This is a genomic window from Halomonas sp. M1 (genome assembly GCF_029581375.1).
Lineage (GTDB): Bacteria > Pseudomonadota > Gammaproteobacteria > Pseudomonadales > Halomonadaceae > Vreelandella.
The window spans coordinates 2,538,933-2,563,232 of record NZ_CP121119.1; the positions used below are offsets into that span (position 1 = coordinate 2,538,933).

Here is a 24,300-nt window from a genome sequence, read left to right on the forward strand (position 1 = left end):
GAGATAACCATGAGCAGTGCCCTACGAACTTATCAAGGCGTTTCGCCGCAACTTGGCGAGCGTGTGTATGTCGACCCTGCGAGCGTCGTGATTGGCGATGTGGTGCTGGGAGATGACTGCTCGGTGTGGCCGATGACCGTCATCCGTGGCGATATGCACCGGATACGTATTGGCGCGCGGACAAGCGTGCAGGATGGCAGCGTGTTGCATATCACCCATGCCAGCGATTTCAACCCTGATGGCTTTCCGCTCATCATTGGCGATGATGTGACCATTGGCCACAAGGCGATTTTACACGGCTGCACCCTGGGCAACCGTATTCTGGTGGGTATGGGCGCCATTGTGATGGATGGTGCGGTGGTGGAAGATGAAGTAATTATTGCCGCTGGCGCGGTGGTCACGCCGGGGAAACGCCTTGAAAGTGGCTATGTGTATGCCGGTAATCCTGCTAAAGCGCTGCGCCCGCTGAAAGATAAAGAGCGCGCTTTTTTCCCCTACACCGCAGGTAACTATGTAAAGTTAAAAGAGTCGTTTCTTGCTCAGGCTGCGGGTTAACCGAGAGGCCTAAGCAGTTGGCTAACCACTCTTTTTTCTAACGCAATGATGTTGCGGCAGCTGGAAATCTGTTAATTTATCCAGTTTTCTAGGGTGCCGCGCTATGGCTAATTTTCGCACGCATATTTCGGTGGCAGCAGCGGGCGGTATGGTACTGGCCTACGCGGGCTGGCAGGCTCAATGGTGGCCCGCTAATCAGGCACTGCTGGTCGTGGCGTTGGTCGCTTTTGGCGGCATTTTGCCGGATATCGACGCCGACCGTTCACGCTCTATTCGGTTGATTTTTAATCTACTTTCGGTGCCTTCGCTGGTGCTTGGCGTACTGCTGCTGCAGCCTTGGCTAACGCCCGGGTTACTGCTGGTGGCCTGTGGCGGAATCTATTTCTGTGTACGCTATTTAGCCGCAGTGCTGTTTTCACGTTTCACGGTGCATCGGGGGATCTGGCATTCGCTGATGGCCGCGGGGCTGTGTGCCCTGGCCACGGCGGCGCTTAGTTACCACTTGCTTGCCCAGCCGGCTTGGCTGGCATGGTGTCACGGGGCAGCGGTGCTGCTGGGGTTTATCATTCACCTGGGGCTGGATGAGCTGTTTAGTGTTGACCTGGAAGGCGCGCGGTTAAAGCGCTCTTTTGGTACCGCGCTAAAGCTGGGCGATAGCCGCCGTCCGCTTTCCAACCTATTAATGTTGATTGCGATGCTCACCCTGGTGCCCTGGGCACCGCCCTGGGGAGTGTTAGCGGAGCTGTTCCATCAAGGCTCGCTATTGTGGCGGTAGTCACCAGCGTTTAAACCGTGCTTTTTAAGCTTGTCGTAAAACGTTTTACGGGGAATACCCAGATGGTGGCAAACATCGGTAACCCGCCCTTGGTGGCGTGCTAGTGACTGGCTAATCAAGCTTTTTTCAAACAGCTCTACTTGGCGGGGCAGCGTTGGCTCTTGAGTGTCGGCGGCGACACCCTCCAGCAGGGCATCGAGGCGGTAGTCAAACGCTGCCCCCAGCAGTACATAGCGCTCGGCCAAGTTACGTAGTTCACGCACATTGCCAGGCCAGTCGTGGGCCAATAGGGCGGCAATGGCGTGACTATCCAGCATGGGAGCTTCAAGCCCGCTGCGGTTAGCGGCTACCACGGCAAAGTGTTGAAACAGTAGGGGAATGTCTTCTCGCCTTTCGCGCAGGGCTGGTAGCGGTAGGGTGACAACGTTTAGTCGGTAGTAGAGGTCTTCGCGAAAGCGACCCTCCTCAGCGGCAGCTTTAAGGTCGACTTTGGTGGCGGCAATCACGCGAATATTGAGTGGCACTGCCTCGTTGGCGCCTAGCCGCTCCACGCAACGCTCCTGAAGAACCCGTAGCAGCTTAACTTGTAGTGCCAAGGGCATGGACTCAATTTCATCCAAAAAGACGGTGCCGCCGTTAGCGTGCTCAAACTTACCAATTCGCCGCTCTACCGCCCCTGTGAAGGCGCCTTTCTCATGGCCGAAGAGCTCTGATTCAATGGTGTTTTCTGGCACTGCGCCGCAGTTGATCGCCATAAAGGGGCTGTTGCGCCGGGCGCTGCGTTCGTGAATTGCTCGGGCGACCAGGTCTTTTCCGGTGCCGGTTTCACCAAACAGTAGCACATCAGCTTCTACTTGGCTGATGCGCTGAATCATTGCGGCAAGGCGAGAAATGATCGGTGTACGCCCAACAAGCCGAGGGCCAAGAGCGGCTTGCTGAACTTCAAGCTCCGCTTTAAGGCGTAAGTTTTCGAGGCTTAGCTGGCGCTTTTCAATCCCGCGCCTAACCACATCCAATAACTGATCGCCCGCGAAGGGCTTTTCTAGAAAGTCCCAGGCACCTGCACGCATGGCTTCTACGGCGGTCGAAATGTCGCCGTGACCGGTAATAAGAATAATCGGCAGCGTGGCGTCGCGGCTGTGTAGCTCATGCAGCAGGGCCATACCGTCCATTCCAGGCATGCGAATATCGCTCACAATGACCCCAGGAAAGTCATCAGGCAGCGCAGCAAGCGCTTGTTCGGCGGACTCAAAGCAGTAGGGCGTATAACCGGCAAGCTCTAAGGTTTGGCTGGCGGTGATACGCAGGTGCGGCTCGTCGTCAATCACCATCACCGGCAGCGTCGACGGCTCATGCATGGTTATTATTCTCCTTCACTTTTGGGGCCGTAAACGAGTCAGGAGGCGACGAGTATGGCAGTGTGACAGTGAAGCATGCGCCGCCAGTCGTGTGGTTGCTGGCCTGCAGTTTGCCTCCCAGGTCGTCCATAATACGTGAGGAGATGGAAAGTCCCAGCCCTAATCCGCTGCCCGGCGCTTTGGTGGTAAAAAAGGGCTCAAAAATCTGCCCTATATGTTGCGTGGCAATGCCGGGGCCATTATCGGCGACGCTGATGACCACCTGCTCTCTGATCACCTCAGCGCTAAGCATGAGTATTGGCGATGAGGTCTCTTTCATGGCCTGCAGCGCATTGCCAATAAGGTTAACCAGCACCTGCTCCAGGCGCACTAAGTCGGCGTTTACCCAAAGTGTTTCTTCCGGCCAGTGCTGTTGCACCTGGACGCTACCCTCTTTCAAACGGCTGTGAAACAGGCGTAAGGCGTATTCAATGCATGCCTGCACGGAGATGGTCTCCTGCCGCTCGCTGCTTTTGCGGGAGAACTGCCGTAATTGGGCGCTAATGTCAGCCATCCGTTGAGTAAGCTCGACAATTTGTTCTAGGTTGGCATCGGCTTTTTCAACCCGAGCAAGCTCAATAAACCGCCGAGCATTTTCAGCGTAGGCGCGAATGGCTGCTAAAGGCTGGTTGAGCTCGTGATTAATACCCGCGGCTAGTTGGCCGAGCACGGCAAGTTTGGCTGCTTGAATCAGTTCATCTTGGGTTTGACGCAGGCTTGCCTCAGCTCGGCGGCGTTCTTCAATCTCATCGGATAAGCGCTGGTTGCTGGCGACGAGGTCTCGGGTGCGACGCTCAACGCTCACTTCAAGCTCATCGCGTACTCGGGCTAGAGTTTGTCGCTCACGTTCAGCAAACGCCTCACGCTCTCGGCGTAATCGCAAGCGCTGCCAACCAATGCCACCGCCAAGGGCCACAATGCCGTAAAGCCCGCCGGCCATCAGGGCGGCGATCCATTGTGCGCTAATGACTGGGGTTAGGGGTTTTAAAATGTGCATTTGCCAGCCAAATTCAGGAATGGGGCGTGTGAGACTTAAGTAGCGCTCACCGCTAAGCGGCCCATGTGAAAAGCTGACGAGATAGCTATCAGGCTCGTAGGGCATGTCGATTTCAATGCCGGAAGGTGCCAATGGTTCCATGGCATAGCGCCGCGTGGCTCTTAATGCGTCACGCTCTTCATCGCTAAGGGGATGAAGTGCACTCATGCGTAGCGCCGAGTGGCTGGCCATAAAGATGATGTTGTCGCTGTCAGTAACCAGCAGTTCTGCGTCCTGCTCGGCCCAGCTGGCTTCGACATCATCCAGCAGTACTTTAATGACTAGCACGCCGTCGGGCTGTGCATCGGGCGACGTATCGTCTAGCCAGACCGGAGAGGAAAAGTAGTAGCCGCGCTCAAGGGATTGAACGCCGAGACCGTAAAAGCGCCCCTGGCCGCCTTTAATAGCGTCCGTGTAGTAGCTGCGAAAGGCGTAATTTTGGCCGATAAACGTATTAGGGCGGTGCCAGTTACTCGCGGCGATGGTATCGGCGTTTCGATCTAGCAGATAGATATCTGACACCCCTGCTGTGAAGCGGAAGCGATCAAGTAGCAGGTTGAGCGGCATTGGGTCTTGGTTGTCTGGAGAGGCAAGAAAGCGCTGAATGCCCTCCCGGGTGGCGAGCATTTGCGGCAGGTAGTCGTAGCGCAGCAGGTAGCCATTAAGGTTAGCCGCTGACAAGCGCAGCTCATTTTCTGCGTCGTCCTGTAGATTACTCAGCGCTTGATCACGAGCAAACAGCGCGGCTTGCCACATGCAGAGAACCAGGCCCAGAGGGATCGCTATCAGCCACATCAAACGCCAACGTAGCGGCTGGCTAGTCATGCGGGCGTGCTGCTGGTGCCTTGGGCACGACGTAGTGCTCGCTGAGCGCGGGTTTCAGCGCGGGCCATTTCCAGTAGCCCTTCTTCAACATATACCAAGTGTTCATGGGCGCGGGCACGGGCATCTTCTGCCCGCCCCTCTAAAATTGCATCCAGCAGTGCGCGGTGCTGCTTCATCAGTTGGGTGCGGGAGTCAGGTTTAGCAAACAGGTGCGCTAAATTATCGACAATGCTCTGCTCTAACAGATGGAAAATCCCACGAATTGTATGTAATAGCAGGACGTTATGAGCGGCTTCTGCAATCGCAAGATGGAAGGCGGCATCTAGCTTGGCTTCCTGAGCGGGGTTGGTGCCTACAAAGCCGCCATCAAGTTCTTCAAAGCGCTGAATTAAGACGGCTTTATCTGCAGGCGTCGAGCGTAGCGCGGCATAGTAAGCAGAAATGCCCTCCATGGCGTCGCGAAACTCCAGCAGGTCAAGATGAAACTCGTTATGGCGAGACATCATCTCTAATAGCGGATCTGTATAACCGTTATTAAGTGTTTCGTTTACAAACGTGCCGCCTCCCTGGCGGCTGGTAAGCAGTCCACGGGCCGCAAGTTTTTGAATGGCTTCCCGCAGCGAGGGGCGAGACACCCCAAATCGCTCCGCCAGCTCCCGCTCGGGTGGCAAGCGTTGGCCGGGTTTTAAGCTGCCTTCAAGGATCATAGCCTCAAGACGCTCAGTAATTACATCGGCTAAGCGCTGCTGGCGGAGCGGTGGGTAAGTCATTGGTAAAAGCCCCCGTAATTGGTAAGACCAATAATAAGGGCTTTGGCGGTTTGTCTCAACAGTAAATGGCTAGCTAGTTGATGGCTAATTGTACCGTTTATTTGATTTTAAACTAAAGTATATGGTCGAAAGACGCTCTGGAGCACGATACTGGTTTGACACGACTACGGTGTCTCACTAATGTTGAGTCTAAATTTTTGTAAATTGGTAAAACCAATTCTAATCTGAGGCGCTTAACACCGACGCTTCGATGACCATTTATAAATAGCGCATCTATTTATTGCATAGGGCCTGCCATGATCATTTCAGCACCTACGGACTACCGCCAAGCTGCCAAGCGCCGTATCCCTCCCTTTCTTTTCCACTATGCCGATGGCGGGTCGTACGCAGAGCATACTCTGCGGCGTAATGTTGAGGATCTAGCGGGTGTCGCGTTGCGGCAACGCGTGCTGAAGGACATGTCTTCGCTATCACTCGAAACCGAGCTGTTTGGTGAAAAAATGGCGATGCCTCTTGCCTTGGCGCCGGTGGGGCTAACAGGAATGTACGCTAGGCGTGGCGAGGTTCAGGCGGCACGGGCGGCGACTAAGAAAGGTATACCGTTTACGCTTTCTACTGTATCAGTATGTCCTATTGCTGAAGTCGCAGCGGCGGTGGATCGGCCCATTTGGTTCCAGCTTTATGTATTGAAGGATCGGGGCTTTATGAAGCACGTGCTGGAACGTGCTAAGGCGGCAGGTGTTAAAACACTGGTCTTTACCGTCGATATGCCTGTGCCAGGCGCACGTTATCGCGATGCTCATTCAGGTATGAGCGGTAAGAGCGGGCCTATGAGGCGTATGCTGCAGGCCGCGCTGCACCCCCTTTGGGCTTGGGATGTAGGTGTTCATGGTCGCCCGCATGACCTGGGTAACGTGTCTGATTATCGAGGCCAGCCAACGGAGCTTGAGGACTATATAGCCTGGCTGGGTGATAACTTTGACCCCTCTATTTCGTGGAAGGACTTGGATTGGATTCGCGAGCAATGGGATGGGCCGATGATCATTAAGGGCATACTCGATGCGGAAGATGCCCGTGATGCGGTTCGCTTTGGCGCTGATGGTATCGTTGTTTCTAATCATGGTGGCCGCCAGCTCGATGGTGTTCCTTCTACTGCGCGGGCACTGCCCGCTATTGCTGATGCAGTGAAGGGCGATTTGACCATTCTCGCGGATTCTGGCGTGCGTAATGGGCTTGATGTTGTAAGAATGATTGCCCTGGGTGCTGATACCGCTCTCATTGGCCGTGCCTTTATTTATGCACTTGCTACAGCCGGGGAAGCGGGCGTTACTCATCTTCTAGAGTTGTTCGACAAGGAGATGCGGGTTGCGATGACGCTTACCGGGGCGCGCAGCATCGCTGACATTAGTTCGGATTCGCTGGTGTCGGGTTCGCTGCGCGATATCTAGCGTGTTATAGCAAGAGATACAAGGAAGAGTAGTGTTAAGAGGTTGCTCACCTCAGCTATGGGAGCGAAGTGAGCTTAATTATCGAGCATTTTCAAAATAGCCCTTGCCAAGCCGGCAGCGAATCCGTAAAGTACGCATCCGCTGCCGGGGACGCCAAGCGTTACCAGCGGTGAATGAAGGTGAAAACCTTCGGTTTGTCAGTAGGTTAGAGCGGTTGTGTGGCTCGCCTCGTTTGCTGAATTCAGTCACTGAAAACAGCGGTTGACAACCACCAGGAAGTGCGTAGAATACGCCTTCCTCGCTGAGGCAAGCCAGTTCAACGGCAAGCCGGTTATGTTAGCGAAACGCTCTTTAACAATTTGATCAGGTAATTCATGTGGGCGCTTGCCGATGAGGGTGATAAATCACCAAATATCAAGGCAAGCGGTCATGACAATGTAAAATTGAAATGAATTCGTTTGAACCTTGAGCCAAGTTTGATGCGCTTTTGTTGCTTTCGGCTAGTCCTTAAGTAACGAGTAAGCATCACAATGATTTTAAACTGAAGAGTTTGATCATGGCTCAGATTGAACGCTGGCGGCAGGCCTAACACATGCAAGTCGAGCGGTAACAGATCTAGCTTGCTAGATGCTGACGAGCGGCGGACGGGTGAGTAATGCATAGGAATCTGCCCGATAGTGGGGGATAACCTGGGGAAACCCAGGCTAATACCGCATACGTCCTACGGGAGAAAGGGGGCTTCGGCTCCCGCTATTGGATGAGCCTATGTCGGATTAGCTAGTTGGTGAGGTAATGGCTCACCAAGGCAACGATCCGTAGCTGGTCTGAGAGGATGATCAGCCACATCGGGACTGAGACACGGCCCGAACTCCTACGGGAGGCAGCAGTGGGGAATATTGGACAATGGGGAAACCCTGATCCAGCCATGCCGCGTGTGTGAAGAAGGCCCTCGGGTTGTAAAGCACTTTCAGCGAGGAAGAACGCCTAGGGTTGATACCCCTAGGAAAGACATCACTCGCAGAAGAAGCACCGGCTAACTCCGTGCCAGCAGCCGCGGTAATACGGAGGGTGCAAGCGTTAATCGGAATTACTGGGCGTAAAGCGCGCGTAGGTGGCTTGATAAGCCGGTTGTGAAAGCCCCGGGCTCAACCTGGGAACGGCATCCGGAACTGTCAAGCTAGAGTGCAGGAGAGGAAGGTAGAATTCCCGGTGTAGCGGTGAAATGCGTAGAGATCGGGAGGAATACCAGTGGCGAAGGCGGCCTTCTGGACTGACACTGACACTGAGGTGCGAAAGCGTGGGTAGCAAACAGGATTAGATACCCTGGTAGTCCACGCCGTAAACGATGTCGACCAGCCGTTGGGTGCCTAGCGCACTTTGTGGCGAAGTTAACGCGATAAGTCGACCGCCTGGGGAGTACGGCCGCAAGGTTAAAACTCAAATGAATTGACGGGGGCCCGCACAAGCGGTGGAGCATGTGGTTTAATTCGATGCAACGCGAAGAACCTTACCTACTCTTGACATCCTGCGAACTTGTGAGAGATCACTTGGTGCCTTCGGGAACGCAGAGACAGGTGCTGCATGGCTGTCGTCAGCTCGTGTTGTGAAATGTTGGGTTAAGTCCCGTAACGAGCGCAACCCTTGTCCTTATTTGCCAGCGCGTAATGGCGGGAACTCTAAGGAGACTGCCGGTGACAAACCGGAGGAAGGTGGGGACGACGTCAAGTCATCATGGCCCTTACGAGTAGGGCTACACACGTGCTACAATGGCCGGTACAAAGGGTTGCCAACTCGCGAGAGTGCGCTAATCCCGAAAAGCCGGTCTCAGTCCGGATCGGAGTCTGCAACTCGACTCCGTGAAGTCGGAATCGCTAGTAATCGTGAATCAGAATGTCACGGTGAATACGTTCCCGGGCCTTGTACACACCGCCCGTCACACCATGGGAGTGGACTGCACCAGAAGTGGTTAGCCTAACGCAAGAGGGCGATCACCACGGTGTGGTTCATGACTGGGGTGAAGTCGTAACAAGGTAGCCGTAGGGGAACCTGCGGCTGGATCACCTCCTTAAACGATGCATTATCCTCGCGGTAAGCGCTCACAATGAATTACCTGATCAGATATAGAGCAAACGGTTTAAGCACGATCCCCTCTTGGGTCTGTAGCTCAGTTGGTTAGAGCGCACCCCTGATAAGGGTGAGGTCGGCAGTTCAAGTCTGCCCAGACCCACCAAATTCCTGCGATACTGCGTTAAAATGCCCCTCGTATAGCAGGCTATACGTTGTCGCATTTTGCCTTGTCTCACAGAAATTAATGGCAAGAGGTAAGGTCAGCAAAAACAATGGGGCCATAGCTCAGCTGGGAGAGCGCCTGCCTTGCACGCAGGAGGTCAGCGGTTCGATCCCGCTTGGCTCCACCATTATGTGCTGTTTTGTACATATTGTTTTATCGTACTTTAATGTCCGTTTGTGAATGTTTCGTGACCACTGATAAGTCACTGTGTTTTAACACGTTGTTTTAACATACTGCTTTATCACTGTTCATTGAACAGCTGCTCTTTAACAATGTATATCATGCTGACATAAACACTTCGTAGAAGTGTTTATACGTAATTGTTTTGTGATACGTCTCAAGCGTATCCGGCAATCGTTATTATTGCGAACCCCAGACTCCTTCGGGTTATAGGGTCAAGCAATTAAGCGCACACGGTGGATGCCTAGGCAGCCAGAGGCGATGAAAGACGTGGTAGCCTGCGATAAGGCTCGGCGAGGTGGCAAACAACCTGTGACCCGGGCATTTCTGAATGGGGAAACCCACTCAGCATAAGCTGAGTATCTTACGCTGAATATATAGGCGTAAGAGGCGAACCAGGGGAACTGAAACATCTAAGTACCCTGAGGAAAAGAAATCAACCGAGATTCCCCTAGTAGCGGCGAGCGAACGGGGACCAGCCCTTAAGCATGTGACTGATTAGACGAACGCGCTGGGAAGCGCGGCCGTAGCGGGTGATAGCCCCGTAGTCGAAAATCTGATCATGTGAAATCGAGTAGGTCGGGGCACGAGAAACCTTGACTGAAGACGGGGGACCATCCTCCAAGGCTAAATACTCCTGGCTGACCGATAGTGAACCAGTACCGTGAGGGAAAGGCGAAAAGAACCCCGGAGAGGGGAGTGAAATAGATCCTGAAACCGTGTGCGTACAAGCAGTAGGAGCAGACTTGTTCTGTGACTGCGTACCTTTTGTATAATGGGTCAGCGACTTATATTCAGTGGCGAGGTTAACCGTTTAGGGGAGCCGTAGGGAAACCGAGTCTTAACTGGGCGACACAGTCGCTGGATATAGACCCGAAACCGAGCGATCTATCCATGAGCAGGGTGAAGGTTGAGTAACATCAACTGGAGGCCCGAACCAGGATCTGTTGAAAAAGATTTGGATGACTTGTGGATCGGAGTGAAAGGCTAATCAAGCTCGGAGATAGCTGGTTCTCCTCGAAAGCTATTTAGGTAGCGCCTCACGTATTACCGCCGGGGCAGAGCACTGTTTCGGCTAGGGGGTCATCCCGACTTACCAACCCGAGGCAAACTCCGAATACCGGTGAGTACAGCGTGGGAGACACACGGCGGGTGCTAACGTCCGTCGTGAAAAGGGAAACAACCCAGACCGTCAGCTAAGGTCCCCAAATCCTGGTTAAGTGGGAAACGATGTGGGAAGGCTCAGACAGCTAGGAGGTTGGCTTAGAAGCAGCCATCCTTTAAAGAAAGCGTAATAGCTCACTAGTCGAGTCGGCCTGCGCGGAAGATGTAACGGGGCTAAACCAGGTACCGAAGCTACGGGTTCATTCTTAGGAATGAGCGGTAGAGGAGCGTCGTGTAAGCCGATGAAGGTGAATTGAGAAGTTCGCTGGAGGTATCACGAGTGCGAATGCTGACATGAGTAACGATAAAGGGAGTGAAAAACTCCCTCGCCGGAAGACCAAGGGTTTCTGTTCGACGCTAATCGGAGCAGAGTGAGTCGGCCCCTAAGGCGAGGCCGAAAGGCGTAGTCGATGGGAAACGGGTCAATATTCCCGTACCGGACATGATTGCGATGGGGGGACGGAGAAGGCTAGGTGAGCCAGGCGTTGGTTGTCCTGGTGAAAGTGAGTAGGCCGAGGTGCTAGGAAAATCCGGCACCTTAAAGCCGAGACACGAGATGAACTGACCACGGTCAGGAAGTCACTGATGCCACGCTTCCAGGAAAAGCCTCTAAGCTTCAGATCATGTGCGACCGTACCCCAAACCGACACAGGTGGTCAGGGTGAGATCCCAAGGCGCTTGAGAGAACTCGGGTGAAGGAACTAGGCAAAATGGTGCCGTAACTTCGGGAGAAGGCACGCCGGCGTAGGGTGATGAGACTTGCTCTCTAAGCCCGAACCGGTCGAAGATACCAGGTGGCTGCAACTGTTTAGTAAAAACACAGCACTCTGCTAACTCGTAAGAGGACGTATAGGGTGTGACGCCTGCCCGGTGCCGGAAGGTTAAATGATGGTGTTAGTCCTCGGACGAAGCTCTTGATTGAAGCCCCGGTAAACGGCGGCCGTAACTATAACGGTCCTAAGGTAGCGAAATTCCTTGTCGGGTAAGTTCCGACCTGCACGAATGGCGTAATGATGGCCACGCTGTCTCCACCCGAGACTCAGTGAAATTGAAATCGCCGTGAAGATGCGGTGTACCCGCGGCTAGACGGAAAGACCCCGTGAACCTTTACTATAGCTTCACACTGGACGCTGATGTTGCCTGTGTAGGATAGCTGGGAGGCTTTGAAACCCGGACGCCAGTTCGAGTGGAGCCAACCTTGAAATACCAGCCTGGCATCATTGGCGTTCTCACTCAGGTCCGTTATCCGGATCGAGGACAGTGTGTGGTGGGTAGTTTGACTGGGCGGTCTCCTCCCAAAGAGTAACGGAGGAGCACGAAGGTACCCTCAGCACGGTCGGACATCGTGCAGTGAGTGCAAGAGCATAAGGGTGCTTGACTGCGAGACAGACACGTCGAGCAGGTGCGAAAGCAGGTTCTAGTGATCCGGTGGTTCTGTATGGAAGGGCCATCGCTCAACGGATAAAAGGTACTCCGGGGATAACAGGCTGATACCGCCCAAGAGTTCACATCGACGGCGGTGTTTGGCACCTCGATGTCGGCTCATCACATCCTGGGGCTGAAGTCGGTCCCAAGGGTATGGCTGTTCGCCATTTAAAGTGGTACGCGAGCTGGGTTTAGAACGTCGTGAGACAGTTCGGTCCCTATCTGCCGTGGGCGTTGGATGTTTGAGAAGAGCTGCTCCTAGTACGAGAGGACCGGAGTGGACGACCCTCTGGTGTTCCGGTTGTCACGCCAGTGGCATTGCCGGGTAGCTATGGTCGGACAGGATAACCGCTGAAAGCATCTAAGCGGGAAGCCCCCTTCAAGATGAGACATCCCCGAGGACTTGATCCTCCTAAAGGGCCCAGCGAGACCAGCTGGTTGATAGGCACGGTGTGGAAGCGCTGCAAGGCGTTGAGCTAACGTGTACTAATGGCCCGTGAGGCTTGACCCTATAACACCCAAGGGGTCTGGTCGTCGTAGTAACGAGAACCGGATACGCGCATCAAGCCCAGGGCTTGATAGAGACGCACACAAACACGTCAGCATGATATACATCGCCAGTTACGCCTGACGACCATAGCGAGCGTGAACCACCTGATCCCTTGCCGAACTCAGCAGTGAAACCGCTTAGCGCCGATGGTAGTGTGGGGTCTCCCCATGCGAGAGTAGGTCATCGTCAGGCACTTATATAAAAAATCCCCCAGGGCTGATGCCTTGGGGGATTTTTTTATGCGCGAGGGGTAAAAAAGAAGGGGGAAGGGAGAATCGTGAGTCGGGAATGCCACACCTCACCACTCAATGGCTTCACCCGCCCAATCCCAAAAACTGCCGGTGTCTTCTGGGGTGCGTTGGGAAATAACCTTCAATAGTTGCTCTGCAACGAAGTCAGGCGTGAATAATTTGTCATTGGGTACGCGGGCTTGAAAGGGTTTTGAAAGAGCAGTGTCGGTAGTGCCTGGGTGTAAGCATAGCACTATGGATTGCTTGTTAAGTCTAGTCAGCTCAATTGAGGCCGTTTTCATAAGCATATTATGGGCCGCTTTACTGGCTCGATAGCTATACCAGCCCCCGTAACCGTTATCGGTAATCGAGCCAACACGAGCGGAGAGGCTAGCGATGATCGCTGGATGTGAGCCTTGTAATGATGGCTTAAGAGCTGCAATTAATAGCGCAGGGGTAGCTGCATTAATATGCATTACATGATTAAGAGAAGCTGCATCAAGCTGTTCAAGGCGTTTCTCAGGCTGTAGACCGTGGCTATCGTCGTGAAGAGTGCCTATTGCATTGAATAAGAAGTGGACTGGGCGTCCGCTTACTTGCTGGGCAACAACTGACCTGCCGTGCTCGGTAGTTATATCTGCAATAAGTGATTTTAGGCGTGGATGATCAGATGCTAAGAAAGAGCGGCTGATGGCAATGACTTCACCAGTTTTCTCTGATGCCAGCAGCGCGTTAACCATTGCGCTACCAATACCACCACTGGCGCCAGTAACAACGGCTGTAAAATCTTTTGGAAGATGGGAAAGCATAAATACGCTCCAGAAAGGGAGAACAATATGGTTCTCATTGAAGCGCGCTGTACAGTTATTGTCTAGGCATTGCTGAGGGTATAAAACTTAAGCAGAGGCATTAATACGTCCTGGTTGAGCATTGTTACGCCCATCAGGCTTATACAGGGTCTTTTCAGCAATTTGCCGAATGTAATCCAGCATTTGCTGGTTGTGTTTCATGCGCAGCGTAAGCATTTGGCCTGTCAGCTCGTTCATACGAGCAACACGCTCACTTTTATCCAGTAGGCTTTCCCAAGCAGCTTTGCAATTAGCGTCAGTCGCCGCTGCAAGGGCGCCAGCCGCACCATCATCATAGCCTAGCCGTTTTTGTACTGAGCGGCGCACTACCTCAATACGCTCCAGCTCGCCAAGCAGCGCTTGTTTGGTGTGCGCAATGTCAGTCAGCGCATCGCCGTCAATATCGCCTTTAGTCAGCTGTGCTTGCTCACTAGATAGCAGAGCGACGAGTTCATCAAGGCGGTTTTGCTGGTCATTGAGTAAGCGTACAAGGCTCATGGTTCGCCTCTTAAGACTCGTTTAAATTAGCAATTAAGCCATCAGCGATGCGTTCAGCACGTATTTCTAAACGGCCTTCTCGAATAGCGTCGCGAATTTCCTGCACTTTTGCCATATCAATATCTTGAGAGCTATCAACACGAGATTGGCTAAGCTGCGTAGACTCTTTAGCCGCGCTAGCTGCCTCTACCGGTTTGGCTCCACTTACTTTCTGTACGTCATCACGCTGCTGGGCTTGATTTGAGCGAAGCAGCGGATTGATATTGTCAATTTTCACGTTGTTTGCCTCATCGTCAACGTTGGGGCGGCATGCGCTGTGATATTAACTATCGGCCGGTATAGAGAAGACTTTAGGCGCTGCGTTAAAAATCCACTATTAGTACGCCTTGCCCAACCACGCGCGCTGTCACCATTTCGCGGGTATCGAAGCGTACCCTAATACGTTCACCTTGGGCGCCATTAGCCATTGCCTCGCCTTCGCGGGATACACGAAAGCCCGACCCTTGTGCGATAACAGTAACGCGCTGTCCCCTTTCAACTAGATGGGGCGCTTGTAGATAGTGGGCATGGAAAGTGCTACCACTACGGATAGGCCGTTGAGCGATCATGCCAATAATATCATTTTGCTCAGTGAGCGCTTGAGCCGCCAAGTCACCAAGATTACCTTCACGCTGGCTCAACATATCGCTGGTAATCAGTGTGCCGCGTTCGATATCGTGCCTAGCGACTGAATAACTACCAATGATATCAATCTGAGCCTGAATATAGCGCACCTGGCGCCGCCCTTCACCACACCGCACACCCACAGAGACACGCCCAATAGGTGTTTGGTTCGCATTAGGGAAAAAAGGCTCGGGTGCTACGCAGGCCGGAAGGTGGGGCGAGGGTGGGGAGATGTCGATAACAACTTCCTGCCCCAGCGCATGAGAATGGTTATAAAGAAACTGCTGTACAACATCTACCAGCTCCTGGTCGTTAGCCTGCGCCTGGAGAGATGTAAAAAAGGTGACAAAACAGACATATAGAAGACGTTTTAAAACTGCCAAACAGCGTAATGCTGGACGCGAGGGGCTGGGCATGTGCGAATCGCTCAATCTTAAAGGCTGATGATAAACATCGACTAGAAAGTGTAGTGCAAAAGCCTCCTAGGCATCATGCGAAATGCTGGTGTAAACAGCAGCTGTTCCATGCTTTAGGCTGACTTAGCAACGCCTATTATTCATCATCAATAATTTCCGATTTATTTTTTGCCTCTCAGCGAGCGAGGGACGGCATGATTGACCAACTTAGTTCCGCCTTTAATTACCACCAGCAGGCACTGAATTTACGGCGCGAACGGCACGATGTGCTGGCCGCGAACATAGCCAATGCCGATACGCCCAATTACAAAGCACGGGATATCGACTTTGCGGCCGAGCTTAAAAAAGCAGTAGGCAACGGCTCTGCGCAGCAGAGCGGCGGTGTTGCATTGTCACGAACATCCGAACGCCACCTTTCTGGCCAAGGGCCCGCCTGGCGTGGCGCCGGCAGCTCTGACCTGTTGTATCGCATCCCGGATCAGCCAAGTCTAGACGGTAATACGGTCGATATGGATCGAGAGCGTACCCAGTTTGCCGATAATGCCGTTCGTTACCAAGCCGCACTGACGATTACGAACAGCCGCATTCAAGGGCTGAAAAACGCGATGCAGCCTGAATAACCGAGTTACAGGAGAAGAATAAGCTATGTCGATGTTTTCAGCGTTTGATATTGCGGGTTCCGCTATGAGCGCCCAAGCGCAGCGTATGAATGTTACCGCTAGCAACATGGCCAATGCTGACAGTATTGCTGGGCCAGATGGGGAAACCTACCGGGCCAAGCAAGTCATGTTCCAAGCCCAGGCGCAGAATAACCGCTACGGCGTTGGCGGTGTTCGCGTGACGGAGGTGGTGGAAGACGACTCACCCCTACGCTTGGTATATATGCCGAACCATCCGGCGGCCGATGAAGAGGGCTACGTTGCTAAGCCTAATGTTGAACCCGTGCATGAAATGGTCAATATGATCTCTGCATCGCGTTCGTATCAGGCCAATGTTGAAGTTTTCAACACAACAAAGCAGATGATGATGCAGACACTCTCATTGGGTGAAGGATAACTATGAATATTGATTCGAGTGTTATCAATAGTGTCAATAGCGGTGGCTCTGGTGGGATGCCTGCACGTCAGTCACAAGAGCTGCGTGAAAGCTTTATGACATTATTAATTACTCAGCTACAAAATCAAGATCCATTGAACCCAATGGATAATGCTGAGATGACATCCCAGCTTGCTCAAATTAATACCGTGAGTGGCATTGAAGAGTTAAACACGACGCTCAACGGCATTACTCAGCAAATGGATGCCGCTAAATCCCTACAAGCAGCAGGCCTTATTGATAAAGCCGTATTGGTGCCTGGTAATAATGTCATGGTAAGCGCTGATGCTGAATCTGGCTCCTATGCAACGCCATTTGGTATTGAATTAGCCAAGCCCGCTGAAAATGTAGAAGTAATGATAACCAGTAGGTCTGGGGAAGTAGTTTATACCAAAAACTTAGGTTCAGTTTCCGCAGGGGTAGAGTCTTTCAGTTGGGGTGGGTTAACCAACAGCGGAGAAGCTGTGCCTGAAGGAGCGTACCGCGTTAGCTATAAAGCCACTGATGCGGAGGGCAAGGCTGTAGAAACCACTGCACTCAATTATGCGTTGGTACAAGGCGTAACGCCTGGAACAAAAGGCAGTGATGTGCGGTTAGACCTTGGGGCTGTTTATGGCCAAGTCACGCTCGAACAGATTAAACAGATTCTTTAATTATTGACTAAAGACAGCTTCCCAGGGGAATAGTATGAGTTTTTCACAAGCACTCAGTGGTCTAGGCGCTCAACAGCAAAAGCTAGGCTCCATTGGTAATAATATTGCTAACTCGCAAACAGTGGGCTTTAAAAGCTCAAACGTTCAGTTTGCTGATGTATTTGCCGAGTCGCGTATTGGCCTTGGCGTTCGCACATCGACTGTTCAGCAAAATTTTAGTCAAGGAAATATTGAGTCCACTAGCCGTGGTATGGACTTGGCGATTGCAGGGGATGGTTTTTTCCGCTTCCAGCAGACCAATGGGGAAATTGGCTACTCGCGTAATGGTCAGCTTAACATGACAGCTGATGGGCGCTTAGTGAATGCGCAGGGCTCACAGATTATGGGCTACCCAGCTGACGCTGAAGGGAATGTACAAGAAGGTGGTAATGCGGTGCCTCTTGAGGTCCCACCTGGTGATTTGCCAGCAAATGCAACGACAGACCTCAATGTTTCACTGAATTTAAATTCGGGACAACCGGTTATTGAAGCTGCATTTAATCCAGATAATGCAAATACGTATAATTATTCAACGAATGCAACGGTATTTGATTCACAAGGTAATGCTCGTAACCTAACACTTTACTTCACAAAAACAGCGAATAATAGCTGGGATGTAAACGGACGCTTGTCGGGTGGGCCCGCTGATGGCGGTGTTTACGACGTTGATTTGGGTGAGCTGGTTTTTAACCAAAATGGGACGCTCCAGGCAGACAATACGGGTAATGCAACTTTTGCTGCCAATGAGTTTGGAGATGGCAATCCTCTGGCGGAGCTCGATATTGACCTTAGTTTTGAAGGTTCCACTCAGTTTGCTAACAGTTCAACGGTTAATGACACCATCCAAGATGGCTATACCGCAGGTGCCTTAGTAGGTATTTCGATCGAAGAAGATGGCACGGTAATGCGTAACTACTCGAACGAACAGTCACGTGCTTCTGGGCAGATAACGCTAGTCACATTTCGGAATCCTGAAGGCCTTCGTCCGGAAGGTGACAACCTCTGGACTGCTACCGCATCTTCTGGACAAGAGTTGCTGGGTGCGCCAGGTGCAGGGTTGCGTGGTTTGATTCAGGCAAGTGCTATTGAAACATCGAATGTTGATATGGCGAGAGAGCTAGTAGATATGATCGTTGCACAGCGTGCTTATCAAGCCAACTCACAAACCATCAGCACCCAGGACGAACTCCTGCAGACCATTATTAATCTTTAATTATATTCCTTAATAGTGGCGTAGTAACGTTGTGAAGGAGTGAGTTGTGGATCGAATGCTCTATACCGCCATGAGCGGCGCTAAACACACGATGGACCAACAGGCTGTCATTAGCCAAAACCTATCAAATGTATCCACTGCAGGTTTCCGCGCCCAGCTTCAAGCGGCGCGGTCTGTGCCGGTTCTGGGGGATGGAGCACTTGCTACGCGCGTATCGGCGGTTACCACAACGCCTGGCACCGACTATTCCCAAGGTCCTATTGAGCGTACTGGGCGTACTCTTGATATTGCAATGCAGGATAATGCCTGGATGGCGGTATTAGCGGACGACGGTACTGAGGCATACACCCGTCGTGGCGACCTACAGTTGGATAGTGACGGCGTGCTGTTAAGTGTAGGCCGCCCAGTAATGGGCGATGGCGGTCCAATTGCGCTACCTCAAGGTGCGCAAGTCTCCATCGGCGCGGATGGCACTATCAGTGCTATTCCTCAAGGTGAGGGGCCTGCGGCGTTAGTCGATGTAGGCCGTATCAAGTTGGTAACGCCTGATGAGCAAGGATTAATACGTGGGGACGATGGTCTGTTTCGTGCTCCTTTAGATGAGGAGGGCCAGCCTGGAGGGTTACCCGGTGATGAGGAGGCGCAGATTGTTAGCGGCGCGCTTGAGGGCAGTAACGTCAGCGCTGTGGATGCCATGGTCTCTATGATTGATGTGGCCCGTCGTTACGATATGCAGATGAAAATACTCAGCACAGCCGATGAAAATGCTCAGCGGGCCAATAGCATCCTATCGATTCAAGGCTGATAAAAGCCTCTCAGTTAAGGGAACACGAATATGATTAAGTCCTTGTGGACTGCTAAGACCGGATTAGAGTCTCAGCAAACAAAATTAGACGTTATTTCTAATAACCTAGCTAACGTTAGTACTAACGGTTTCAAACGTTCACGTCCGGTATTTGAAGATTTGCTGTATCAAAACATGCGGCAACCGGGCGCGCAAAACAATATCCAGGATAGGCTCCCTTCCGGCATGCAAATTGGTACCGGGGTTCGAGCCGTTGCTACTGAGCGTTTGCATACCCAAGGAGGCCTGGAAGAAACGGGCAACTCCCGTGATTTGGCCATTAATGGCGAAGGCTTTTTCCAAGTACTTCTGCCTGACGGTACGGTTGGCTATACCCGGGACGGTAGCTTTCAGCTAAATGAAAATGGGCAGATGGTGACTGCTAACGGCTACCCATTAGAACCCGCTATTTTTATTCCAGAAAACGCTTTATCAGTGACCATTGGCGAAGATGGCACGGTGAGTATCCGTCAGCCAGGTATTGCTCAAGACGCGGACATTGGCCAAATCAACGTTGCCTCGTTTATTAATCCGGCTGGTTTGGAAAGTGTCGGTGGTAACTTGTACTTGGAAACAGGCGCATCAGGCGCTCCTAATCAAGATGTGCCTGGCAATAACGGTGCGGGCAGGTTGTTTCAGGGTTATGTAGAGACATCCAACGTTAACGTAGTGGAAGAAATGGTCAATATGATTCAGACCCAGCGTGCTTACGAAATTAATAGCCGGGCAGTTTCCACCAGTGATGAAATGTTGGCGCGTTTAAGTCAGCTCTAACATCGTTAATTAGTAGGGCTTTCTAATAGGGCGCATCATGTTGGAACTGGACACTATTTCTCGCCGGATAAGGTTAATTGGTTTCGCGTTTTTTATTGTACTCGTTGCAGGGTGTGCACAAGTTCCCCGCGCCTCTGTCGTGGGAGAGCAAGAGCAAATTACGATAGTGGATCGGCCACCTCCGGTTGCCAACGGCTCAATCTATCAGGTTCGCCGCGGTTACCAGCCCCTGTTTGAAGACCGGCGCCCCCGCTCTATCGGCGATATTTTAACCATTGTGTTAGACGAAGAGGTAAGTGCGAGTAAAAACGCTCAATCCAACGCAAACCGTTCCGGCAGTTCCAGTCTTAATCTGGCCCAGTTGCCTGACGTGCTAGATGCCTTGGCAGATTTTGGTTTTGACGTTTCGGGAGCGAGTGATTTTGCTGGCGGCGGTGGTTCACAAGCCAATAATACGTTTACCGGTACGATTACCGTTTCCGTTTTGGAAGTAATGAATAATGGCAACCTGCGCGTGCGTGGTGAAAAGCAAATCGCGATTAATCAGGGAACTGAATTTATTCGTTTCTCTGGGGTAGTGAACCCTCGCACAATTACAGCACAAAATACCGTGCCTTCCACTCAAGTTGCCGATGCTCGGATTGAGTATGTAGGAGACGGTTATATTAATGAAGCGCAACATATGGGCTGGTTGCAGCGTTTCTTCTTAAATGTGTCGCCATTCTAGGCGCGTTCAAGGCCCGACAATAGAGGCTTAAAATGGCTATGCAGCAAAGCAATGGACAGACATTTAAACGGTGGGGGCTGCGTTTAATAACGTTATTGGCGCTATTTATCGTCACTTCCGCAGCGGCGGCTGAGCGTGTGCGTGAGCTAGCGGGGTTTGCTGGTGTTCGGGACAACCAGTTAGTTGGCTATGGTTTAGTCGTTGGTCTGGATAGTACTGGCGACCAAACCACCCAGGCGCCATTTACCAGTCAAAGTTTGACCAATATGTTGTCGCAGCTTGGGGTCACCGTACCGCCAGGCACTAATCTACAGCTGCGTAACGTGGCTGCGGTTATGGTCACTGCTGACTTGCCTCCTTTCTCCCGCCCAGGCCAACGCTTGGACATAGTGGTTTCGTCTATTGCCAATGCCCGCAGCCTTCGCGGCGGCACGCTGCTGATGACGCCGTTAAAAGGGGCAGATGGTGATACTTATGCTATTGCCCAGGGCAATATGTTAGTGGGAGGGGCCGGTGCCCAAGCGGGTGGCAGCAGTGTGCAGGTTAATCAACAAGCGTCGGGTCGTATTCCTAATGGTGCGCTTGTGGAGCGAGAAGTGCCGCTCAACTTGGGAGGTAATGGCGGTGTGCTCGAGCTACAGCTCAATAACTCTGATTTTGGCACCGCCCAGCGTGTGGTCACCGCGATTAATAACGAATTTGGTCAATCGGTTGCCTACGCACGAAATGGACGAGTGATCGCACTCGATGGCCCCGTGGATGCCAATGAGCGGGTAAACTTTATGGCCAGGGTAGAGAATGTGCAAGTGACTCCCATGGACGCGCCTGCTCGTGTTGTGCTTAACGCCCGAACGGGTTCTGTGGTGATGAATAGCGCCGTTACTCTTCGACAAGCAGCTGTGGCGCACGGCAATCTCTCTATTATGATCAATACCCAGTTTGGTGTTAGCCAGCCCGCGCCTTTTGGCGAAGGTGAAACGGTTGTGGTGCCCAACACGGATATTGATATTGAGCAGCAAGAGGCCTATCTACAAATAGTCGAAGGTGCACAGCTTAACGACGTTGTTAATGCACTCAACGCGTTAGGTGCGACGCCTCAAGATTTAATGACTATTTTAGAAGCGCTAAAAGCCTCAGGTTCACTGCGTGCTGAGCTGGAGGTTATCTAATGAGCATGGCCGATATGACTAGTCAGTTCGCCCTGGATATGAATGGTTTTCAGCGCTTACAGCACAATGCGCGAGTAGATCCAGAAGCAGGTGTGCATGGCGCTGCGCAGCAGTTTGAAGCACTTTTTGTGCAAATGATGATGAAAAGCATGCGTGATGCTGTTCCTTCCTCAGGCTTATTGAGTAGCTCGACCACTGACACGTATCAGCAAATGCTGGATCAGCAGTGGTCGCAGGTGATCTCATCTAAAGGGATGGGGCTAGCGGATATGTTGGTGGAACAGCTACAGCGGCAAGGAGCCGTTGGTAGCACAGCGAACAATGTGAACCAGGATCAGGAGCTGCAGGCGCTGATTGCTGGTATTCCCCGCGGGACGCCGCGTGTGCTGGATGGGCCTTTGCAGCCACAAAGTGAGAGTGAAACCGGAGGTCGCTTCCTGTCTGAGTTAGAGGTAGTCAGACAGCGCTCCTCGACGGAGCCCAGCCCTGGCACAAATACTGAAGTGAGCGGTTCACAGGCAACTGAATTGCCTGGCTTCTCTAACGCGCCTGACCATGTGCAGCGGTTTATGGCAAAGCTTGCCGCGCCTGCCCAGGCGGCTAGCCAGGCGAGTGGAGTTCCTGCCGAACTAATTTTAGCGCAAGCGGCGCTGGAGACAGGCTGGGGTCGACACGAGATTGCTACTCGCCAAGGCAGTAACAGCCATAACTTATTTGGTATAAAAGCAGGCAGCCAGTGGCAGGGTAAAACCACCGATATCGTTACCCATGAATATATTAATGGCCGCCGGACACAGGTGGTAGACACTTTCCGTGTTTATGACTCGTTTGAACACGCTTTTACTGACTATGCGAACTTGATCGGTAATAACCCTCGCTATGCCGGCGTGGTGCAAGCTGCTAATGCGGAGCAAGCCGCGCGCGAATTACAACGGGGCGGTTATGCGACAGACCCCCTATATGCCGACAAATTGGTTGCTGTTATGAATACTATGGGGCCGCTGAATCCAGGGCACAACCTATTGGCGGATGCACGTTGATGCCATTAGCAATTTAAGTTTTTCTGCGCGCTGCCGATAAAGAAGTTATCGGCCTAAGGAAGTGAACCATGAGCATGTTTTCGATCGGCTTAAGCGGCTTAAACGCGGCGCAGAATGCCCTCAATACGACCAGCAACAATATTAGCAATGTGTACACGCCTAGCTATAACCGCGAGCTAACACAGCTTGGTGAAGGGCGCATAGGGGGCGGTGTCCGTGTTAATGATATCGAGCGCCAGTTCAATACGTATGTCGCAAATCAGCTAAATAATGCCAAGACACAGTCAAGCGCTCTGAGCACTTACAATAACCAGGTTTCGCAAATTGATAACCTGCTTGCTGACCGTGCCGCTGGCTTATCGCCCTTAATGCAGTCATTTTTCTCTTCATTAGAAGATTTGGCAAGTTCACCTTCAGACCCAGCTGCCCGCCAGGGCGTATTGGGTACTGCAAACACATTAAGTGCCCAATTCCGTTCGTTTGATGGTTATCTGCAGGATATGCAGAGCAACATTAATAACCAGATTAAAGATGAGATTACCCAAGTTAATAACACGGTTGAGCAGATTGCTGGGTTAAATCGGGAGATAGTCTTGGCCCGTGCGCGGACTGGCGAAGCCCCCAACAGCTTGCTCAACCAGCGTGATCACTTGGTGTCGGAGCTTAATGAGCGTATGGATCTCCGGTTGAATGTACAGGACGGTAAAACCTATAACATCAGCCTGCCTAATGGTCAGCCCTTAGTGACGGGCACCAGCTCATTTAAACTTGAAGCGGTTCAGGCTGAGAATGATCCCCAGCGCACTGTTGTGGGCTATCGTGATGGTGGCGGTAACTTGGTTCAGCTTGACGAGTCGATCGTGCAGGGCGGCGCCTTGGGTGGACTTATGACTTTCCGCGCTGAAACCCTTGATAAAACTCAGAATCAAATTGGTCAGCTAGCAGTTTCTCTTTCTGTCGCCTTCAATGAACAGCATAAGCAAGGTACCGATTTAAACGGCGATGATGGAGAAGACTTTTTCCGCGTCCGAGAGCCACAGGTATACGGCTCCTCTGAAAATAGTGCCACCGCATTAATTGAATTCGATACCGATAATATCGGGCAGCTACGCGCTACTGATTATACCGTCAGTTACGATGGCTCCGATTTTTCAGTTATTCGCAATGATACCGGAGCCGCCGTAGCGTTCGAGCGAGATAACGATCAACTCTCCTTCGGCGGCGTTACCATGACGTTTGGTGGAGACTTGGAAAACGGAGATCGCTTCGAGGTTCAGCCAGTCCGCCGTGCTGCCGCGGGTATGGAATTAGCAATTTCTGAAGTTGATAAAATTGCCGCGGGTGAAGACGCTTTTTCGGGTGATAACCGTAATGCTTTGGCACTGCAGAGCCTGCAAAGTCAAAATATTGTTGGTGGCAATGCATCGGTCAGCGGTGCTTACGGTGCCATTGTCAGTGATGTGGGCAACAGGACTAATATTACACAAGTTAATTTAGAGGCTCGGCAAGGTCTTACTGATCAACTAAGAGCTGTTCAGCAGTCAGAGTCGGGGGTTAATCTCGATGAAGAGGCGGCTAACTTAATTCGTTACCAACAGTTTTACCAAGCAAATGCTCGGGTGATCGATACCGCGGGTACTATTATGGATACTATTTTGAACCTGCGGAATTAATAA

Annotated in this window: 20 protein-coding genes, 2 tRNA genes and 3 rRNA genes; 18 read left to right on the forward strand and 7 right to left on the reverse strand. The window is 52.1% G+C overall.

Features of this window, described 5'->3' with window-relative positions:
- The first annotated feature begins 9 nt into the window (after positions 1 to 9).
- Complete coding sequence (locus tag P8S54_RS11700) at positions 10 to 555, forward strand: gamma carbonic anhydrase family protein (RefSeq protein ID WP_009096622.1); 546 nt, start codon at positions 10 to 12, stop codon at positions 553 to 555.
- A 103-nt stretch (positions 556 to 658) separates the two neighbouring features.
- Positions 659 to 1,330, forward strand: a complete 672-nt coding sequence (locus tag P8S54_RS11705) for a metal-dependent hydrolase (RefSeq protein WP_281441894.1) — start codon at positions 659 to 661, stop codon at positions 1,328 to 1,330.
- Here P8S54_RS11705 and P8S54_RS11710 read toward each other — a convergent pair.
- From P8S54_RS11710 to P8S54_RS11720, 3 genes are read right to left on the reverse strand one after another with little or no spacing between them, the layout of a single operon-like run.
- On the reverse strand, positions 1,306 to 2,688 hold the full coding sequence (locus P8S54_RS11710) for a sigma-54 dependent transcriptional regulator (protein WP_281441895.1): 1,383 nt from the start codon (positions 2,686 to 2,688) through the stop codon (positions 1,306 to 1,308). The genes P8S54_RS11705 and P8S54_RS11710 overlap by 25 nt on opposite strands.
- Positions 2,681 to 4,588: an ATP-binding protein gene (locus tag P8S54_RS11715; RefSeq protein ID WP_281441896.1), complete on the reverse strand. Its 1,908-nt coding sequence runs from the start codon at positions 4,586 to 4,588 to the stop codon at positions 2,681 to 2,683. The genes P8S54_RS11710 and P8S54_RS11715 overlap by 8 nt, the downstream gene beginning before the upstream one ends.
- The gene (locus P8S54_RS11720) at positions 4,585 to 5,358 is read right to left on the reverse strand and encodes a GntR family transcriptional regulator (RefSeq protein WP_009096629.1); all 774 of its coding nucleotides are present in this window, start codon (positions 5,356 to 5,358) and stop codon (positions 4,585 to 4,587) included. Before P8S54_RS11720 ends, P8S54_RS11715 begins: the two co-directional genes overlap by 4 nt.
- 296 nt (positions 5,359 to 5,654) lie before the next feature.
- Here P8S54_RS11720 and lldD point away from each other — a divergent pair, with 296 nt between their 5' ends.
- The 6 genes from lldD to rrf all read left to right on the forward strand — a co-directional run bounded on the left by lldD (position 5,655) and on the right by rrf (position 12,607).
- Positions 5,655 to 6,806 (forward strand): FMN-dependent L-lactate dehydrogenase LldD, encoded by a 1,152-nt coding sequence (lldD, locus tag P8S54_RS11725; protein ID WP_281441897.1) that lies wholly within the window; start codon positions 5,655 to 5,657, stop codon positions 6,804 to 6,806.
- A 538-nt stretch (positions 6,807 to 7,344) separates the two neighbouring features.
- Positions 7,345 to 8,874, forward strand: a 16S ribosomal RNA gene (locus tag P8S54_RS11730).
- 85 nt (positions 8,875 to 8,959) lie between these two features.
- Positions 8,960 to 9,036: transfer RNA gene (locus P8S54_RS11735), tRNA-Ile, on the forward strand.
- 111 nt (positions 9,037 to 9,147) lie between these two features.
- A tRNA-Ala gene (locus tag P8S54_RS11740) sits at positions 9,148 to 9,223 on the forward strand.
- Positions 9,224 to 9,489: 266 nt separating this feature from the next.
- Positions 9,490 to 12,376 (forward strand): 23S ribosomal RNA (locus tag P8S54_RS11745).
- A 115-nt stretch (positions 12,377 to 12,491) separates the two neighbouring features.
- Positions 12,492 to 12,607, forward strand: a 5S ribosomal RNA gene (gene rrf, locus P8S54_RS11750).
- Together the 16S, 23S and 5S rRNA genes with 2 tRNA genes alongside form the textbook arrangement of a ribosomal RNA operon.
- Positions 12,608 to 12,713: 106 nt before the next feature.
- Here the strand turns inward: rrf and P8S54_RS11755 are convergent.
- From P8S54_RS11755 to flgA, 4 genes are all read right to left on the reverse strand, one after another.
- The gene (locus tag P8S54_RS11755) at positions 12,714 to 13,454 is read right to left on the reverse strand and encodes an SDR family NAD(P)-dependent oxidoreductase (RefSeq protein ID WP_281441898.1); all 741 of its coding nucleotides are present in this window, start codon (positions 13,452 to 13,454) and stop codon (positions 12,714 to 12,716) included.
- A gap of 87 nt (positions 13,455 to 13,541) precedes the next feature.
- Positions 13,542 to 13,991 carry a flagellar protein FlgN gene (locus P8S54_RS11760; protein ID WP_009097847.1) on the reverse strand — a complete coding sequence of 150 codons (450 nt, stop codon included), beginning with the start codon at positions 13,989 to 13,991 and terminating at the stop codon, positions 13,542 to 13,544.
- Between the two features lie 10 nt (positions 13,992 to 14,001).
- Positions 14,002 to 14,268 (reverse strand): flagellar biosynthesis anti-sigma factor FlgM, encoded by a 267-nt coding sequence (gene flgM / locus P8S54_RS11765; RefSeq protein ID WP_281441899.1) that lies wholly within the window; start codon positions 14,266 to 14,268, stop codon positions 14,002 to 14,004.
- Positions 14,269 to 14,353: 85 nt separating this feature from the next.
- Positions 14,354 to 15,070 carry a flagellar basal body P-ring formation chaperone FlgA gene (gene flgA, locus P8S54_RS11770; protein ID WP_281441900.1) on the reverse strand — a complete coding sequence of 239 codons (717 nt, stop codon included), beginning with the start codon at positions 15,068 to 15,070 and terminating at the stop codon, positions 14,354 to 14,356.
- Between the two features lie 194 nt (positions 15,071 to 15,264).
- Between flgA and flgB the strand changes: the two genes are divergently transcribed.
- The 10 genes from flgB to flgK all read left to right on the forward strand — a co-directional run bounded on the left by flgB (position 15,265) and on the right by flgK (position 24,297).
- Positions 15,265 to 15,690 carry a flagellar basal body rod protein FlgB gene (gene flgB / locus P8S54_RS11775; RefSeq protein ID WP_281441901.1) on the forward strand — a complete coding sequence of 142 codons (426 nt, stop codon included), beginning with the start codon at positions 15,265 to 15,267 and terminating at the stop codon, positions 15,688 to 15,690.
- A gap of 25 nt (positions 15,691 to 15,715) precedes the next feature.
- A complete protein-coding gene (gene flgC / locus P8S54_RS11780; protein WP_009097838.1) occupies positions 15,716 to 16,126 on the forward strand; it encodes a flagellar basal body rod protein FlgC in 411 nt (136 codons plus the stop codon).
- 2 nt (positions 16,127 to 16,128) lie between these two features.
- Positions 16,129 to 16,818, forward strand: a complete 690-nt coding sequence (locus tag P8S54_RS11785) for a flagellar hook assembly protein FlgD (RefSeq protein ID WP_281441902.1) — start codon at positions 16,129 to 16,131, stop codon at positions 16,816 to 16,818.
- A gap of 34 nt (positions 16,819 to 16,852) precedes the next feature.
- Positions 16,853 to 18,070, forward strand: coding sequence for a flagellar hook protein FlgE (gene flgE, locus P8S54_RS11790; RefSeq protein ID WP_281441903.1), 1,218 nt, complete (start codon positions 16,853 to 16,855; stop codon positions 18,068 to 18,070).
- A 46-nt stretch (positions 18,071 to 18,116) separates the two neighbouring features.
- A complete protein-coding gene (locus P8S54_RS11795; RefSeq protein WP_281441904.1) occupies positions 18,117 to 18,875 on the forward strand; it encodes a flagellar basal body rod protein FlgF in 759 nt (252 codons plus the stop codon).
- A gap of 30 nt (positions 18,876 to 18,905) precedes the next feature.
- Positions 18,906 to 19,688 (forward strand): flagellar basal-body rod protein FlgG, encoded by a 783-nt coding sequence (gene flgG / locus P8S54_RS11800; protein WP_281441905.1) that lies wholly within the window; start codon positions 18,906 to 18,908, stop codon positions 19,686 to 19,688.
- Positions 19,689 to 19,725: 37 nt separating this feature from the next.
- Positions 19,726 to 20,415 (forward strand): flagellar basal body L-ring protein FlgH, encoded by a 690-nt coding sequence (locus P8S54_RS11805; RefSeq protein WP_281441906.1) that lies wholly within the window; start codon positions 19,726 to 19,728, stop codon positions 20,413 to 20,415.
- A gap of 38 nt (positions 20,416 to 20,453) precedes the next feature.
- Positions 20,454 to 21,584 (forward strand): flagellar basal body P-ring protein FlgI, encoded by a 1,131-nt coding sequence (locus P8S54_RS11810; protein WP_281444099.1) that lies wholly within the window; start codon positions 20,454 to 20,456, stop codon positions 21,582 to 21,584.
- Positions 21,584 to 22,624: a flagellar assembly peptidoglycan hydrolase FlgJ gene (gene flgJ, locus P8S54_RS11815; RefSeq protein ID WP_281441907.1), complete on the forward strand. Its 1,041-nt coding sequence runs from the start codon at positions 21,584 to 21,586 to the stop codon at positions 22,622 to 22,624. Before P8S54_RS11810 ends, flgJ begins: the two co-directional genes overlap by 1 nt.
- A gap of 68 nt (positions 22,625 to 22,692) precedes the next feature.
- Positions 22,693 to 24,297 (forward strand): flagellar hook-associated protein FlgK, encoded by a 1,605-nt coding sequence (gene flgK / locus P8S54_RS11820; protein WP_281441908.1) that lies wholly within the window; start codon positions 22,693 to 22,695, stop codon positions 24,295 to 24,297.
- Positions 24,298 to 24,300 lie beyond the last annotated feature (3 nt).